The following is a 15871-nucleotide window of genomic DNA, read 5'->3' as shown; positions in this document are numbered from 1 at the left end:
TCCGGTGACCCTGAGCGGCCTGGCGCCAGCCAAGATCAATCTCTTCCTGCACGTCGGGGCTGTGGCGGGCGACGGCTATCACCCCCTGGCCAGTCTGGTCGCCTTCGCCGACGTGGGCGACGGGGTGAGCGTGACCCGCGCCGAGCGCCTGTCGCTGACCGTCGCCGGCCCGTTCGGCGGGGCGCTGGAGGGGGAGGGCGACAATCTGATCCTGCGGGGGCTCCGGGCTCTGGGCGAGGCCGCCGGCATCGGCGCGCCGCCGGTCGCCGTCGCCTTGGACAAGCAACTGCCCATCGCGGCTGGGCTTGGCGGAGGGTCAGCCGACGCCGGCACGGCCATTCGTCTGGCGGCGCAACTGCTGGAGCTGGATCTGGACGAGGCGGCGCTGGAAGCCGTTGCGGGCGTGGTCGGGGCGGACGGGCCCATGTGCCTGCGGGCCCGTCCGGCCTGGGCGACCGGCCGGGGCGACGACCTGCGCGACGAGCCGCGCCTGCCGCCGCTGCACGCGGTCCTGCTGAATCCCGGCCTGCCGTCGCCCACCGGGGCGGTCTATCGCGCCTATGACGATGCGCCCGCGGGCGGCGCGGATCACCCGGATGCCCCGAGCGACTGGTCGCCTATCGCCGTGATCGATTGGTTGGCCGCTCAGCGCAATGATCTGGAAGTCCCCGCCCTGGGCGTGACGCCGGGGATCGGCGCGGCCCTGGCGGCCATGCGGACCGCGCCCGGCTGTCGCCTGACGCGGATGTCGGGTTCGGGCGCGACGGTCTTTGGCCTGTTCGACGATGCGGCGGCGGCCGAGGGCGCGGCGCTCGCGCTGCAACGCCCCGGCTGGTGGGTGCGATCCTGCCTGTTGGGAAATCCCGCGTCCGGTTGAACTCGGCCCCGCCGCCCTCTAGGGTCCGCGCTCAAATTTTGCGCTGCGAAACGAGCCGCCGTGACGACCGAGCCCCTATCCTTTCAGGACCTGATCCTGACCCTGCACCACTATTGGAGCGAGCAGGGCTGCGCCATCTTGCAGCCCTATGACATCGAGGTCGGCGCGGGCACCCTGCACCCGGCCACCGTGCTGCGGGCGCTGGGCAAGAAGCCGTGGAAGGCCGCCTATGTCCAGCCGTCGCGCCGTCCCGGCGACGGTCGCTATGGCGAGAACCCGAACCGGCTGCAGCACTACTACCAGTATCAGGTCATCCTGAAGCCGAACCCGGACAACCTGCAGGAGCTGTACCTCGGCTCTCTGGCCGCCATCGGCATCGACCCCAAGCTGCACGACATCCGCTTCGTCGAGGACGACTGGGAAAACCCGACCGTCGGCGCCTGGGGTCTGGGCTGGGAGGTCTGGTGCGACGGCATGGAGGTGACGCAGTTCACCTATTTCCAGGGCGTCGGCGGCATTGAGGTCGACGTGGTCTCGGGCGAGCTGACCTACGGGCTGGAGCGTCTGGCCATGTATGTTCAGGGCGTCGACAACGTCTATGACCTGAAGTTCAACAAGGAAGGCCTGACCTACGGCGAGGTCTTCCTTGAGAACGAACGCCAGCAGTCGGAAGCCAACTTCCATGGCTATGACGTCGCCGCGCTGAAGCGCCGCTTCGAGGACATGGAGCGCGAGGCCGCCCACTTCCTGACGCTGAAGGGTCCGCAAGGCCAGCCGCTGGTTCTGCCCGCCTATGACCAGGTGCTGAAGGCCTCGCACCTGTTCAACCTGATGGACGCCCGCGGCGCCATCGCCGTCGCCGAACGCCAGAGCTACATCGGCCGCATCCGCGACCTCTGCAAAGCCTGCGCCCTCGCTCAAGTCGAACACGAACGGGCGACCGCCTGATGCCTCAGCTTCTCCTCGAAATCTTCTCCGAAGAAATCCCCGCCCGTATGCAGCAGGGCGCCGCGCGCGATCTGGAGCGCATGGTCTCCGAGCGTCTGAAGGCCGCCGGCCTGACCTGGGAGGCGCTGAACGTCTTCGCCGGGCCGCGCCGCCTGACCCTGGTGATCGACGGCCTGCCCGCCGCTACGCCCGACCGCAATGAGGAGGTCAAGGGGCCCAAGACCTCGGCCCCCGCTCAGGCGCTGGAAGGCTTCCTGCGCAAGACCGGCCTGACGCAGGACCAGCTGGTCGAGCGCGACGGGATCTGGTTCGCCGAGATCAGCAGCAAGGGCCGTCAGACGACCGAGGTCTTCGCCGAGACCGTGGATCAGATCGTCCGCAGCTTCCCCTGGCCCAAGTCGATGCGCTGGGGCACGGGAAGCCTGCGTTGGGTGCGCCCGATCAAGCGCATCATCGCCCTGTTCGACGGGGCGGTGGTGCCGTTCGAGATCGACGGCATCCCCAGCGGCGACGTGACCGAGGGGCACCGCTTCCTCGGTTCGGGCAAGCCGTTCGCGGTCAAGGACTTCGCCGACTATCGCACCAAGCTGGAACGCGATTTCGTCCTGCTGGACGTGGCCGACCGCAAGCTGCGCATCCTTGAAGCCGCCAAGGCCGCCTGCGCCGCGCGCGGTCTGGTTCTGGTCGATGATGACGGCCTGCTGGACGAGGTCGCCGGTCTGGCCGAATGGCCGACGCCGATCCTGGGCGACATGGACCCGCAGTTCCTGTCCCTGCCGCCTGAAGTGGTCCGCCTGTCGATGAAGGTGCACCAGAAGTATTTCGCCGTGCGCGATCCGTCCAAGGACGGCCTGGCGCCCAACTTCCTCGTCGTCGCCAACGTCGAGGCGACCGACGGCGGTCAGGCTCTGGCCGCCGGCAACAGCCGCGTCCTGTCGGCCCGCCTGAACGACGCCCGCTTCTTCTGGGACGAGGATCAGAAGGTCGGCTTCGACGCCTGGAACGACAAGCTGAAGGGCGTGACCTTCCACGCCAAGCTCGGCACCCTGTCCGAGCGGGTCGACCGCATCGCGGCGCTTGCCCGCGAGATCGCCCCTCTGGTCGGCGCCGACGCGGCGCAGGCTGAACAGGCCGCGCGCCTGTCCAAGGCTGACCTGGCCAGCGGCATGGTCAGCGAGTTCCCGGAACTGCAGGGCATCATGGGCGGCTACTACGCCCGTCTGGCCGGCTATCCCGACGCCGTGGCCGACGCCGTGCGCGACCACTACAAGCCGCAAGGGCCGGGCGACTCGGTTCCGACCGCCCCGGTCACGGTCGCCGTCGCCATCGCCGAGAAGCTGGACACCCTGGTCGGCTTCTTCGCCATCGACGAAAAGCCCACCGGCTCGCGCGACCCCTACGCCCTGCGCCGCGCCGCGCTGGGCGTGATCCGGCTGGTGCTGGAGAACGGGGTGCGGATGGGGCTGGGCTTCACAGCCATGCTTGCTCTGGTTGAGCACTACCCCAAGCTCATCGAGGAGGGTCTTTCGATCTCTTTGAAGGGGGCTTCCGAGCCCATCAACGATGCCTCGATGGTTGCAGAACCCGTCGTTCAAAGTGTGGTCGCCTTCTTCGCCGACCGCCTGACCGTCCTGCTGCGCGATCAAGGCCAACGCCACGACCTCGTGGCCGCCGTCTTCGCTCTGGGCGACGACGATCTGATGCGGATCGTGCGTCGGGTGGAGGCGCTGGCCGCCTTCCTCGCCACGGACGACGGGGCCAACCTGCTGGCCGGCTACAAGCGGGCGTCGAACATCCTCAAGGCCGAGGAGAAGAAGGGGCCGCTGCCCGAAGGCGCCGTCGCCACCGGTCTGGCCAACCAGCCGGCGGAAGAAACCGCCCTGGCCTTCGCCGCCGCCGCCGCCGCGACCGCCGTGGACGCCGCGCTGGAGACCGAAGACTTCGCCGCCGCCATGACGGCCCTGGCCGCCCTGCGCGGTCCGGTGGACGCCTTCTTCACCGCCGTCATGGTCAACTCCGACGTGGCCGAGGAGCGGGACAACCGCCTGAAGCTGCTGGTTCAGGTGCGCGACGTCATGGGCCGGGTCGCGGACTTCGGCCAGATCGCGGGCTGATCAGGAATCTCCCTCCCCTTCATGGGGAGGGTGGTCGCGCAAGCGACCGGGTGGGGAGGGCGCGGCGACACGGAACGCCGCGTCTGACTTGCCTGAGCGCCCCCACCCGTCTGACGCTTCGCGTCAGCCACCCTCCCCATGAAGGGGAGGGAGAGGCGTTTTCGATACATCCTCTCACGGATTGTTACGCCCCCGGCCTCGCCTTCGCAGGTGCAGCGCGCTAGTGAAGTCCCCCGTAAGCGGGACTCACCAGATCCCGCGACGACCACGGCTCAGGGACTGCAAGATGACCAAGTGGGTGTACGGCTTCGGCGGGGGCTCCGCCGACGGCGATGCGTCGATGAAGAACCTTCTCGGCGGCAAGGGCGCGAACCTCGCGGAAATGTCGTCTCTCGGCCTTCCGGTGCCGCCCGGCTTTACGATCACGACGGAAGCCTGCGTCCACTATTACTCCAATGGCGAGACCTATCCGGCCGAGCTGGCCGATCAGGTCGCCGCCGGTCTGAAGACCGTCGAGGGCATCGTCGGCAAGACCTTCGGCGACGCCGCCAACCCCCTGCTGGTCTCGGTGCGCTCGGGCGCGCGGGCCTCGATGCCGGGCATGATGGACACGGTGCTGAACCTGGGCCTGAACGACCAGACGGTCGAGGGTCTGGCCGCCCTGTCCGGCGACCGCCGCTTCGCCTTCGACAGCTATCGTCGTTTCATCACCATGTATTCCAACGTGGTTCTGGGCATCGGCCACGACCAGTTCGAAGAGGTTCTGGACGACCACAAGGATCGTCTGGGCGTCTCGGTCGACACCGAGCTGACCGCAGAGAACTGGGAAAAGGTCGTCGCGGACTACAAGGTCCTGGTCGAGCGCGAACTGGGCCGCGCCTTCCCGCAGGACCCGCACGACCAGCTGTGGGGCGCCGTCTCGGCCGTCTTCGCCAGCTGGATGAACGACCGCGCGAAATTCTATCGCCGCATGCACGACATCCCCGAGAGCTGGGGCACCGCCGTCAACATCCAGTCCATGGTGTTCGGCAATATGGGCGAGACCTCGGCGACGGGCGTGGCCTTCACCCGCAACCCCTCGACCGGCGAAGCCCGCCTGTACGGCGAGTTCCTGATCAACGCCCAGGGCGAAGACGTGGTCGCGGGCATCCGCACGCCGCAGTCCCTGACCAAGGCGGGCCGCGAGGAAATGGGCGAGACCGCCCCCTCGATGGAAGAGGCCATGCCGGTCGTCTTCGGCCAGTTCGTCGATGTCGTGAACCGGCTGGAAAGCCACTATCGCGACATGCAGGACATCGAGTTCACGGTCGAGCAGGGTCGTCTGTGGATGCTGCAGACCCGCAACGGCAAGCGCACCGCCAAGTCGGCGCTGAAGATCGCGGTGGACCTGGCCTCCGAAGGCGTGATCTCGCAGGAAGAGGCTGTGTCGCGGGTCGAGCCCGCCGCGCTTGACCAACTGCTGCACCCGACCCTGGACCCCGACGCCGCCCGTTCGGTAGTGGCGGCGGGCCTGCCGGCCTCGCCCGGCGCGGCCACCGGCAAGATCGTCTTCGACGCCGACGAGGCCGAGCGTCTGGCCCAACAGGGCGACGCCGTCATCCTGGTGCGCGAGGAAACCAGCCCTGAGGACATCCACGGCATGCACGCGGCGCGCGGCATCGTCACGGCGCGCGGCGGCATGACCAGCCACGCCGCCGTCGTGGCGCGCGGCATGGGCCGGCCTTGCGTCTCCGGCGCGGGTGAAATCTCGATCAATGAGAAGGCCGGGACCTTCACCGCGCGGGGCCGCACCTTCAAGGCCGGCGAGGTCATCACCATCGACGGCGGCAAGGGCGAGGTGCTGGACGGCGCCGTGCCGATGATCGAGCCGGAGCTGACGGGCGACTTCCAGACCCTGATGGCCTGGGCCGACGGCGTGCGCCGCCTGAAGGTTCGCGCCAACGCCGAGACCCCGCTGGACGCCAAGACCGCGCGCGGCTTCGGCGCCGAGGGCATCGGCCTGTCGCGCACCGAGCACATGTTCTTCGACGAGGCCCGCATCGCCGCCGTGCGCGAGATGATCCTGGCCGACGACGAGCAGGGCCGCCGCGTCGCCCTGGCCAAGATCGCGCCCTTCCAGAAGGCCGATTTCGCCGAGCTGTTCACCATCATGAGCGGTCTGCCGGTGACGGTGCGTCTGCTGGACCCGCCGCTGCACGAGTTCATCCCGCACACCGACGCCGACATCGACGCCCTGGCGGCGACGCAAGGCCTGGACGCCGCCAAGCTGAAGCGTCGCGCGCGTGAACTGCACGAGACCAACCCCATGCTCGGCCACCGCGGCTGCCGTCTGGGCGTCGCCTATCCCGAGATCTACGAGATGCAGGTCCGCGCCATCCTGGAGGCGGCGCTGGAGGTGAAGCAGGCCTCGGGCGTGGCCCCGATCCCCGAGATCATGCACCCCCTGGTCGCCCTGGGCCTGGAGATGAAATACCTGCGCGAACTGACCGACCGGACGGCCAAGGCCGTGTTCGAGGCGGCCGGCGATAGTGTCGACTACCTGGTCGGCACCATGGTCGAGTTGCCGCGCGCCGCCCTGCGCGCCGCGGACCTGGCCGAGCACGCCGAGTTCTTCAGCTTCGGCACCAACGACCTGACCCAGACGACCTTCGGCATCAGCCGCGACGACTCGGGTCGCTTCCTGCAGGCCTATCTGGACAAGGGCATCTTCGAGACCGATCCCTTTGTGCGTCTGGATCAGGACGGCGTGGGCGACCTGATCCGCATCGCCGAGGAGCGGGGCCGGGCGGTCAAGCCGGGCATGAAGATGGGCATTTGCGGCGAACACGGCGGCGATCCGTCCTCCATCGCCTTCTGCGAGAGCGTGGGCCTCGACTACGTCTCCTGCTCGCCCTACCGCGTGCCGATCGCCCGTCTGGCGGCGGCCCAGGCCGCCCTGGCGGCCCGCTCGGGCGAGGAGCGCGAAAAGGACCGCTAAGACCTGTTTCAGGATTGAGCGTGCAAAGGCGGTCCTTCGGGGCCGCCTTTTTCGTGCCTTGATAAGGTCACGATCAGCATAACGCTGTATGTGTCTGATCTTGCACAGTTACGCGTGTGTATTCAGGATCCTATGGAACGGTCCGTCGGGATGGTCATTTAACTTCGTGCTGGATGGGGCCGGTGACCGCAGAAGTCACCGCATCTAGTTCTACTAGGAGTTATAGAAACAATGCGTAACATTCTTCTCGCTGCTGCCGCCATTTCTGCTTTCGCCGCTCCGGCTTTCGCTCAGTCGGGCCCCGACGCCCGTGGCTATGGTTCGCTGGGCTACACGCATGTTGAAGGCGACAACGCCACGACCGGCGCCGTGACTGGCCGCCTGGGCGTCAACCTGAACCGCTACCTGGCTGTCGAGACCGAGGCCTCGGTCGGCGTCAAGGATGACGACTTCACCGTCGCTGGCGTCGATGGCTCGATCAAGCACGAGTGGGACGCCGCCGGCTACGTGGTCGGCAAGTATCCTGTGAACGACAAGCTGGAGCTGTTCGCCCGTGGCGGCTACGGCCACACCGAGCTGAAGCAGGAGATCGCCGGCGCCAACACCGACATCGGCGGCGACAGCTGGAACTACGGCGTCGGCGCCAACTACTACCTGGACGGCAAGAACGGCGTCCGCGCCGACTGGACCCGTCGCGACTTCCGCGACAACGGCGGCGAGGCTGACGCCTATTCGGTCAGCTACGTCCGTCGCTTCTAAATCCGTTTAGTCTAGCGCCAGATACGACGAAGGCCCGCTCTGGAAAGAGCGGGCCTTTTCGTTTGTCCGAAGGGCGGTTTAGGCCAGGCCGGGCGCCAAAGCCCAACGCAGCGAGTTCTCGCCGAAGGGCTTGATGAAGAAGTCGCGGTAGCGTTCGAACACTTCCACGATCTTGGCCTTGAGGTCCTGGGTCACGGACTCGCCGCGCTGGCGTTTCAGTGCCGCCACGCAGTTGACCACGATGTCCTGATGGGCCGATCCGCCCATATGTTTCAGCACCGTGGCCACGTCATGGGCCAACGGATCGCTGAGCTTTTCTGCCCACGGTGAAACGGTCTGAGTCATTCGGGCGCCATCCCCCCTCGCTCTCAACACCTGTTACGGTTTGCAAAATTTTCCGAACAGTGCAAGCGCCGCCGGAAATAATGATTCCCGTTATCTGGCCTCAGGGGCGCTTTTGCACAAAAACCGTGCCCGCCGAGTAGCCGGCGCCGAAGCTGCAGATCAGGCCCGTCTCGCCCGGAGCGAAGCCGTCGTGCTTCAGGTGGAAGGCGATGATCGACCCGGCGGACGAGGTGTTGGCGTAGTCGTCCAGGATGATGACGTTCTCTTCGGGCGCGGGCTCGCGGCCCAGCACCTTCTTGCCGATCAGGGTGTTCATGTTGATGTTGGCCTGGTGCAGCCACATCCGCTTCAGGCCGTGCGGGTCCAGGTTCAGCTCGGCGGCGTGATCCAGGATCATCTCCGAGACCATGGGCACCACCTCCTTGAAGACCTTGCGGCCCTGCTGAACGAACATCTTGTCGGTCAGGCCGTCGGACGACACCGGCTCGTTCGCCCCCGTCGGCAGGGCGGCGCGGTTCAGGAAGCCGAAGTTGTTGCGGATATTGTTCGAGAAGCTGGTCTTCAGCTTCGTGCCGACGATGTCCCAGCCGCCCGGCCCGGCCTGATCCTCGGCCTCGACGATGACGGCGGTGGCCACGTCGCCGAAGATGAAGTGGCTGTCGCGATCCTTGAAGTTCAGGTGGGCCGAGCAGATCTCGGGGTTGACCATCAGCACGGCCTTGACTGAGCCCGAGGCCACGAAGTCCGCAGCCGTCTTGATGCCGAAGGTGGCCGAACTGCACGCCACGTTCATGTCGAAGGCGAAGCCCTCGATGCCCAGGGCCTGCTGCACCTCGATGGCCATGGCGGGGTAGGGGCGCTGCATGTTGGACGCGGCGCAGATGACGGCGCCGATCTCGCTGACCGGCTTGCCCCAGGCCTTGATGGCGTCCTGCGCGGCCTTCACGGCCATCTCGGCCAGGATCGACAGTTCGTCGTCGCCGCGCGCGGCCAGATGCGGCAGCATCCGCTCAGAATCGACGATGCCCGACTTGTCCATGACGAAGCGCGACTTGATGCCGGAAGCCTTCTCGATGAAGGCCTCGGACGACGGCGTCTTCAACTCCAGTTCGCCGGCGGCGATGGCTTCGGCGTTCTCGGCGTTCCAGCCTTCGGCCCAGGCGTTGTATGCGGTGACCAGTTCTGCGTTCGAGATCGACTGTTCCGGGGTGAACAGGCCGGTGGCGGAGATGACGGCTTTTTGCACTTCTTAGTTCCCTGACGCTTGGCGCGCGGCGCCTCGCTGCATGAGGGAACGTGGGGTCCCTGGCGCTCGACAAGCCTTATGTCGGCGCCTCGCGGCGAAGTTCGGGCGCCTCGCGGGCCGGACTCAGTCCGTTGCGATGACGAACTCCCTCAATAGGCCGGTGGAAGGCTCCGGTCGAGACTGGCCTTGATGCCTCTCCACCATCTGTTGATGCGGCCGCGCGGCGGGGCGGGCAGGGGGTGGTCGCGCGCGGCGATCAGGGCCTCGACCAGGTCCTCGGCCTCGCACGGCCAGCCGTCCGGGGTGACATAGACGGGATAGCCGATCAGGGCGGCGTGGATCAGGCTCTGCAAGGAGGCGCGGCGGGTGCGGCGCTCGAACGCGAGGCGGTCGTCGGTCAGGCCCCATCCGGCGTAGAAGGGGCGGCCATAGACGCTGACCGGCTTGCCCCGCATCAGGGCCTCGAACCCGGTCAGGGAGGTCAGGGTCGCCAGCCGGTCGCAGGCGTTCAGGCAGTCCACGATGTCCAGATCGTCGGCCGAGGCGTCGACCTCCTCCATCGCCGCATGGTCCAGCAGGCCGGGGCGGTTGCCGGCCGTCACGTCGGGGTGGTTGCGATAGATCAGGAAGGCGTCGGGGTGATCCGCCCGCGCCGCCTTCACCAGTCCCGAGTTGGTGCGGATATCGGGGCCGCAACCCATCATGATCGAGCGGTCGTTCTCGACCTGACCCACGACCAGCAGGATCGGCTTGTCCTTGGGCCAGTGCGCCGGGACGCCCGCGCCCTTCAGATTGTATTTCGACAGGCCCGCCTCGACCACGCGGGCGCGAAGCCGCTCCGCGCGCGTCGCCTGATCCGGCGACGGCTCGCCCGCTTCGATCAGGCTTTCCAGACGGCTGGGCCGGGTCGGATCGTAATAGACCCCCTGATCGTCCAGCGCGACCGACAGGGCGCCGAAGAAGTCAGAGCCCAGGCCGCGCGAGCGGATGAAGCCGTCCTCCATGCGCACGATCGGCCCTTCAAAGGCGTCGGCGGCGGCGCGGATCTGCGGCGTCTCCTTGCCGGCCCACCAGATCAGCTTGCCGCCGGTGGCCCGGGCATGGGCGACGGCGGCGGAGGCGCGCCAGAAATAGCGGACCCGGCCCTTGGGCGAGTTCAGCAGGCGGCGCACCGGCGGGCGCTTGGCGGGGGCGAAGCCGACCGCGGCGAAAGTGCCCGCCAGCCGGTCGGCCCGGTCGCGCAGGGCGATCAGCCGCTCCAGCGCCTGTTCCGCCCCACAGCGTTGGCCGGTCACCGGATCGACGTAGCGAGTGTAGGCGATCAAGGCCGCCGCCACGATCTGCTCCAGATCGCGCGGGGCGCCGCGCCGCCCGGTCTGGACCGCATCCGTCGTCAGGCCCCAGCCCGAATAGAAGGGCGCGCCGAAGCAGCGCACCGGCAGGCCGCGCAGCAGGGCCTCGAACCCCAGAGCCGAGGTCACGACATAGACCGCGTCCACCGCCGCCAGCAGGTCGGCGGGCCGCACGTCCGTGTCGATCAGGGTGACGCCGTCCAGTTGATCCGCCGGGATGCAGCCCTGCTTGCGGCCCGCCGCCACGGCCGGGTGGCGCTTGACGATCAGTTGCGCCTCCGGCTCGTCGCGCCGCGCGGTCGCCAGCATGTCGGAGAAGCTCTGCTGGGTCGCCAGTCCATAGCCGATGGAGGCGTCGCCAAACGTCTGGTCCACGATCAGCACCCGGCGGCCGGGCTTGAGCAGGCTGGCGTCCAGCGGTCCGCCCATATTGGTCTTGGACAGGCCTGAGGCGACGATGCGGTCGATCAGGCCCCGCGCCCGGCCCTGCATGGCGTCGTCGCACCAGTCGGGCGCGGTCTGGATCAGCTGCTCCAGCCGGCTGGGCCGGGTGGCGTCGTAATAGACGCCGATGTCGTCGACGATCAGGCTGAGGCTGGTCGCCCCGCTTTCGCCGATCCCGACCGAACGCAGGAAGCCGTCCTCCAGCGCCACATAGGGTTTGGCGTGCTTGTCCGCCCAGCGTCGCCCTGCCGCCGCCGTCGGCTTCATGCCCCAGCCGAGGACGGCTTCGGTCTGCGACCCCGGCAGGGCCGACAGGTCATAATCCGGCAGGAAGGCAGAGAGGAAGGGGACCTTCAGCACCCCCGGCGCACAGACCCAGGCGCGGGTTTTCGAGGGAAGCGGAAGCGGTGCGGTCATGAGGGTTGTCTACGGTCTGCCGTAGGAAGGCGCCACCCTGCTCTTTCTTCTCCCCGTGTGGGAGAAGGTGGGCGCCGAAGGCGCTCGGATGAGGGGGCGGCGCGGCGGTGGACGGTTAGGAGCGTCGCGTTGAGCACATTCCGGACAGGGCGCGCTCACACCCCTCATCCGTCAGGCTCCGCCTGCCACCTCCTCCCGCAAGGGGAGAAGGAAATTAGAGGTCAGCCAGCAAGTCCTGCGCCTGTTGCAGGTGCAGCCGCTCCACCATCTCTCCCTCGACGCGGATCGCGCCCAGCCCTTCGGCTTCGGGCGCGGCGAAGGCGGCGACGACCTTGCGCGCCCATGTGATGTCATCGGCCGAGGCGCCGAACGCTGCGTTCGCCCCCTCGATCTGCGAGGGGTGGATCAGGCTCTTGCCGTCGAAGCCGTACAGCCTGCCTTGCGCGCACTCGGCGGCGAACCCGGCCTCGTCCTTGATGCGGTTGAACACGCTGTCGATGACGGTCAGGCCGTTGGCGCGGGCGTGGGCCACGACGGCCGCCAGCCAGGGCTTAAGCGGCTCCCGGTCGGGTGCAGGGCCGGTCTTCAGATCCTTGGCCAGATCATTGACGCCCAGCATCAGTCCGCTCAGCGCCCCGTCCGCCTCGGCGATGTCCCGCAGGTCCGTCAGGGCGCGCGGCGTCTCGATCATGGCCCACAGATCGGCGCCGGGGCGCAGGTCGCGCGACAGGGCGTGGACCATGGTTGCGCTCTCGACCTTGGGGGCGACGATCAGATCGACCGGCGCGTCGCGCAGCGCCTCCAGGTCGTCGGCGCCCCAGGCCGTGTCCAGGCCGTTGATCCGCACGGCCAGACGCGGGCCGAAGCCGCCTTCGCGCGCTGCGGCCACCGCCGCTGCCCTGGCCTCGATCTTCATTTCCGGCGCGACCGCATCCTCGAGGTCCAGCACGGCCACGTCGCAGCTCAGGCCGCGCGCCTTTTCGACGGCGCGCGCGTTGGAGGCCGGCAGGTAGAGGACGCTGCGCGCACGCGCCGGACGCTGAGGGTTCATATCGCTTTCCAGAGGTTCGAGGAGACCATAGCGGGCGCCTCACCCGGATCAATCAGCCCAGAGCCGCGCTGCGCCGCGCACGCCTGAGGAATCGCCCCAACGGGCCGCAGCGATGCGGCCGTTCCAGTGGTCCGAAAAGACGTAGCGCTCCACCAGCCCAGGCAGACGGTCGTAAAGTTCGCTGACGTTGGACATGCCGCCACCCAGCACGAAGACCTCGGGATCGACCAGGTTGACCACCATGGCCAGCGCCCGCCCCAGTCGGTCGATGTAGCGATCCAGCGCCGCCGCCGCGCCCGCGTCGTTATTGCGGGCCGCCTCGACAATGGCCTGCGCCTTCCACGTCCGGCTCGTCGTCGTCTCGTGATCGCGCTGGAAGCCGGTGCCGGACACCCAGGTCTCCAGACAGCCGTTCAGTCCGCACCAGCAGGCGGGGCCGGGGGCTTCGTCGGCGGACGGCCAGGGCAGGGAGATATGGCCGATCTCGGCCGCCACCCCGTGCGCGCCCTCGATCAGCCTGCCGTCGATCACCAGCCCGCCGCCGCAGCCCGTGCCGACGATGACGCCAAAGACGCTGGCGGCGCCCGCGCCGGCTCCGTCCACGGCTTCCGACAGGGCCAGGCAGTTGGCGTCGTTGGCCAGCCGCACCGGGCGGCCAAGCGCGGCCTCCAGGTCTTCGCCAAACCGGCGACCGTTCAGGTAGGTCGAGTTGGCGTTGCGGATCAGGCCGGTGCGCGGCGAGGGCGAGCCGGGAATGGCCAGGCCGACCGACCGCGCCGGACCCGCCTCGGCCTCGACCCGCGCGATCAGGTCCGCGACCAAGGCCAGCGCCCCGTCATAGCTTCCCGGATTGGGTTCGCGGATCCGCGCGGCGAAGGCGCCGTCGTCGGTCAGGGCGGCGGCCTCGATCTTGGTGCCGCCGAAGTCGACCCCGATCCGCATCAGGCGGAAAACACCTTGGCCATCAGACGCTCCAGCGCCTCGGCGTCCACGGCGTCGAAGGCGGCGATTTCCGTCGCGTCCACGTCCAGCACGGCGATCAGATCGCCCGCCGCATCCAGCACCGGAACCACGATCTCGCTGGCCGAGCGGCTGTCGCAGGCGATGTGGCCGGGGAAGGCGTGGACGTCCTCGACCACCTGGGTCTGGCGCGTCTTCGCCGCCGCGCCGCAGACGCCGCGCCCGAAGGGAATGCGCAGGCAGCCCAGCGTCCCCTGATAAGGGCCGACCACCAGTTCCTCGGGCTTCGTCTCGTCCACGACGTAGAAGCCGGTCCAGAAGAAGACGGGGAAGGCGTCGGCCAGCATCGAGGCGACCGTCGCCATGCGCGCCGTCCGGTTCGGCTCGCCGTCGAGCACCGCCAGGATCTCGGCTTCGACCTCATTGTAGCGCTCAGCCTTGTCGGCGGGGCGGTCGTCTCGGGCGACGTAGGACATGACGACTCTCCTTCTCGAGACCGCCATATAGGCTTCGCCGCCACGGCACAAAGGGCGGTTTGCGCGCGATCGGATTGGAACAAAATAAGAACAATTGACTTGCCGGCGGCGCAAGTCCCGCGTTAGCGTCGGCCGAGACTCGTTCAGATGGCGTGTTTGGGGAGAGCGAAATGAGCAGTGCTTCGCAGGCGGACGAAAATTTCGCGCGGCAGTTGGCGTGGCTGGATCGCGAACTGGCCTTGCGGGTCGAGGAGGCGCGAGCCGGCGATCCTGGCAACCGGGCTCTGGCCGTGGGCCTGCTGATCGGTCTGGTCGCGGGCATGACGCGCGGCGGATCGGCGTCGTCGTGATCGTGTCCGCCATGACGTCGAAGCGGGATCGCCCGCCGCTGGACAGTATCGATTGGTCGCGTTGTTCGGGGCGGGATCTGCACCGCCTCGCCGAAAACGCGGCTCAGGCCGCGGCACAGGGCGAATGTCGCGGCCATCCACGGTCCTCAACCTCTGCGCCGTCAAAGAGATGACCGGTCGGGCCAAATAGGCTTGTGATCTTCTGCATCGTGGCCGACTAAGTTCGTCTGAGTTCGCCGGCGCCTTGAGATACCCATGCCCTATCTGATTTCGCCCGAGACGCGCATCAACACCTATGTTCTCAGCCGTCAATCGGCGCCTGAGACCGTGGCTCTGGTCGGCGGCGGATATGTCACGGCTTGGTCCGGCGCAGGGCCGACGGATTCCGGGTACAGCGTCTATCTGCAACGGTTCGACGCGGCGGGGGCGCGTGTCGGCGAAGAGGTGCTGGTCAATACGACAAGCATCTATTCCCAGCAGAACCCGACCATCACCGCTTTGCCGTCTGGCGGATACGCCGTCGTCTGGGACAGCATTGTCCCGGGAGGGGGCGCCGGCGACCCCTCCGCGCTCGGCGTTTTTGTGCGGACGTTTGACGCCGCCGGCCTTCCTATGGGCGCCGACGTTCAGGTCAGCGGCCACGGCTACGCCCAGCAGGTATCTAGCCTGCCTGGAGGGGGCTTTGTCGTTTCGTGGACGCACGCGGCGGACTACCCGTTTTCGGGCGTTTCGGCGCAGCGTTACAATGCGGCTGGACAACCTGAAGGACCGACATTCGTTCTCGATCAGGATCGTGATGCAACCCTGTCCAGCATTGTCGCAACCGATATCGGCTTCGTGGCCGTATGGCGGGCCTCGAACGATAGCGGCGCCACCATCGCGATTCAGTCATTCGATGTGGCGGGCGCTCGACTGGGCGAAACGACCCGGATTTCGAGAGACAACGACTCGACCGCGCCTGAGATCGTGAGGCTGGCCGACGGCGGATTTGCGCTTGTCTGGCGCGAGGCCGACGGGCTCTGGGCGCAGGTCCTCGCAGATGACGCTCAACCTTCCGGTGAGCGCATCATGGTTCAGGCTGTTTCGGGCGGAGCGTCGTTGCTCCATTCCGTAGTTGCGACTCCCGACGGCGGCTTCGCCATCGCCTGGGAAAGGTTCGCTGGCAGCGCCCAGGCCTCGATCACGGTCGCGACTTTCTGGGCGGACGGCACGCGGAACGCGGAGCCGATTTCGGTCCGGACGGGGATCGGCACGCCGGGGGAGGCGCCGGGACTGACGGTTCTGCCGTCTGGAGACCTGGTCGTGACCTATGCTCGTTATGTGGGCGACATCGCCAACTATTACGACGTCTTCGAGGTGAGGTTGTCGGTGCAGTCGGGCTTGATCACCGGCACAGACGCCAGTGAGCGCTTGGTCGGAAGTGTTGCAGCGGATCAATTGATCGGGCTGAACGGCGACGACACGCTGTTCGGGCTGGCGGGCGACGACATCCTGAACGGCGGCGGGGGCTCGGACGTGCTGCATGGCGGCGCGGGCCTGGACGCGGCCGTCTACG

13 protein-coding genes are annotated in these 15871 nt (G+C 67.9%); 7 read left to right on the top strand and 6 right to left on the bottom strand.

Going from position 1 to position 15871, the window contains the following annotated elements:
- Window positions 1-4: 4 nt before the first annotated feature.
- The 5 genes from RTY13_RS15305 (at window position 5) to RTY13_RS15285 (ending at window position 7675) form a co-directional block, all read left to right on the top strand.
- Complete coding sequence (locus RTY13_RS15305) at window positions 5-877, top strand: 4-(cytidine 5'-diphospho)-2-C-methyl-D-erythritol kinase (protein WP_312784700.1); 873 nt, start codon at window positions 5-7, stop codon at window positions 875-877.
- A 60-nt stretch (window positions 878-937) separates the two neighbouring features.
- Window positions 938-1825, top strand: a complete 888-nt coding sequence (locus tag RTY13_RS15300; protein ID WP_312784699.1) for a glycine--tRNA ligase subunit alpha — start codon at window positions 938-940, stop codon at window positions 1823-1825.
- The gene (glyS, locus tag RTY13_RS15295) at window positions 1825-3939 is read left to right on the top strand and encodes a glycine--tRNA ligase subunit beta (RefSeq protein ID WP_312784698.1); all 2115 of its coding nucleotides are present in this window, start codon (window positions 1825-1827) and stop codon (window positions 3937-3939) included. The genes RTY13_RS15300 and glyS overlap by 1 nt, the downstream gene beginning before the upstream one ends.
- 286 nt (window positions 3940-4225) lie before the next feature.
- A complete protein-coding gene (gene ppdK / locus RTY13_RS15290; RefSeq protein WP_312784696.1) occupies window positions 4226-6916 on the top strand; it encodes a pyruvate, phosphate dikinase in 2691 nt (896 codons plus the stop codon).
- 231 nt (window positions 6917-7147) lie between these two features.
- Window positions 7148-7675: a porin family protein gene (locus RTY13_RS15285; protein WP_312784694.1), complete on the top strand. Its 528-nt coding sequence runs from the start codon at window positions 7148-7150 to the stop codon at window positions 7673-7675.
- 78 nt (window positions 7676-7753) lie between these two features.
- Here the strand turns inward: RTY13_RS15285 and RTY13_RS15280 are convergent, their stop codons facing one another.
- The 6 genes from RTY13_RS15280 to RTY13_RS15255 form a co-directional block, all read right to left on the bottom strand.
- The gene (locus RTY13_RS15280) at window positions 7754-8020 is read right to left on the bottom strand and encodes a hypothetical protein (protein ID WP_296176092.1); all 267 of its coding nucleotides are present in this window, start codon (window positions 8018-8020) and stop codon (window positions 7754-7756) included.
- 100 nt (window positions 8021-8120) lie between these two features.
- Window positions 8121-9266, bottom strand: coding sequence for a beta-ketoacyl-ACP synthase III (locus RTY13_RS15275; RefSeq protein ID WP_312784691.1), 1146 nt, complete (start codon window positions 9264-9266; stop codon window positions 8121-8123).
- Window positions 9267-9415: 149 nt separating this feature from the next.
- Window positions 9416-11479 carry a capsular polysaccharide biosynthesis protein gene (locus tag RTY13_RS15270; protein ID WP_312784689.1) on the bottom strand — a complete coding sequence of 688 codons (2064 nt, stop codon included), beginning with the start codon at window positions 11477-11479 and terminating at the stop codon, window positions 9416-9418.
- A 214-nt stretch (window positions 11480-11693) separates the two neighbouring features.
- A complete protein-coding gene (locus RTY13_RS15265; RefSeq protein WP_312784688.1) occupies window positions 11694-12530 on the bottom strand; it encodes a CoA ester lyase in 837 nt (278 codons plus the stop codon).
- A gap of 48 nt (window positions 12531-12578) precedes the next feature.
- Window positions 12579-13475, bottom strand: a complete 897-nt coding sequence (locus tag RTY13_RS15260) for an ROK family protein (RefSeq protein ID WP_312784838.1) — start codon at window positions 13473-13475, stop codon at window positions 12579-12581.
- The gene (locus tag RTY13_RS15255) at window positions 13472-13966 is read right to left on the bottom strand and encodes a GAF domain-containing protein (protein WP_312784685.1); all 495 of its coding nucleotides are present in this window, start codon (window positions 13964-13966) and stop codon (window positions 13472-13474) included. The genes RTY13_RS15260 and RTY13_RS15255 overlap by 4 nt, the downstream gene beginning before the upstream one ends.
- 170 nt (window positions 13967-14136) lie before the next feature.
- Here RTY13_RS15255 and RTY13_RS15250 point away from each other — a divergent pair, with 170 nt between their 5' ends.
- A complete protein-coding gene (locus tag RTY13_RS15250; RefSeq protein ID WP_312784683.1) occupies window positions 14137-14316 on the top strand; it encodes a hypothetical protein in 180 nt (59 codons plus the stop codon).
- Window positions 14317-14571: 255 nt separating this feature from the next.
- A partial coding sequence (locus RTY13_RS15245) for a calcium-binding protein (protein WP_409450321.1) occupies window positions 14572-15871 on the top strand: 1300 nt, incomplete at its 3' end.

The sequence above is a fragment of the Brevundimonas sp. genome, from assembly GCF_032055285.1.
Classification (GTDB): Bacteria; Pseudomonadota; Alphaproteobacteria; order Caulobacterales; family Caulobacteraceae; genus Brevundimonas.
Note: the sequence above shows the minus strand (reverse complement) of the source record. Positions and strands in the feature narration are given on the sequence as shown.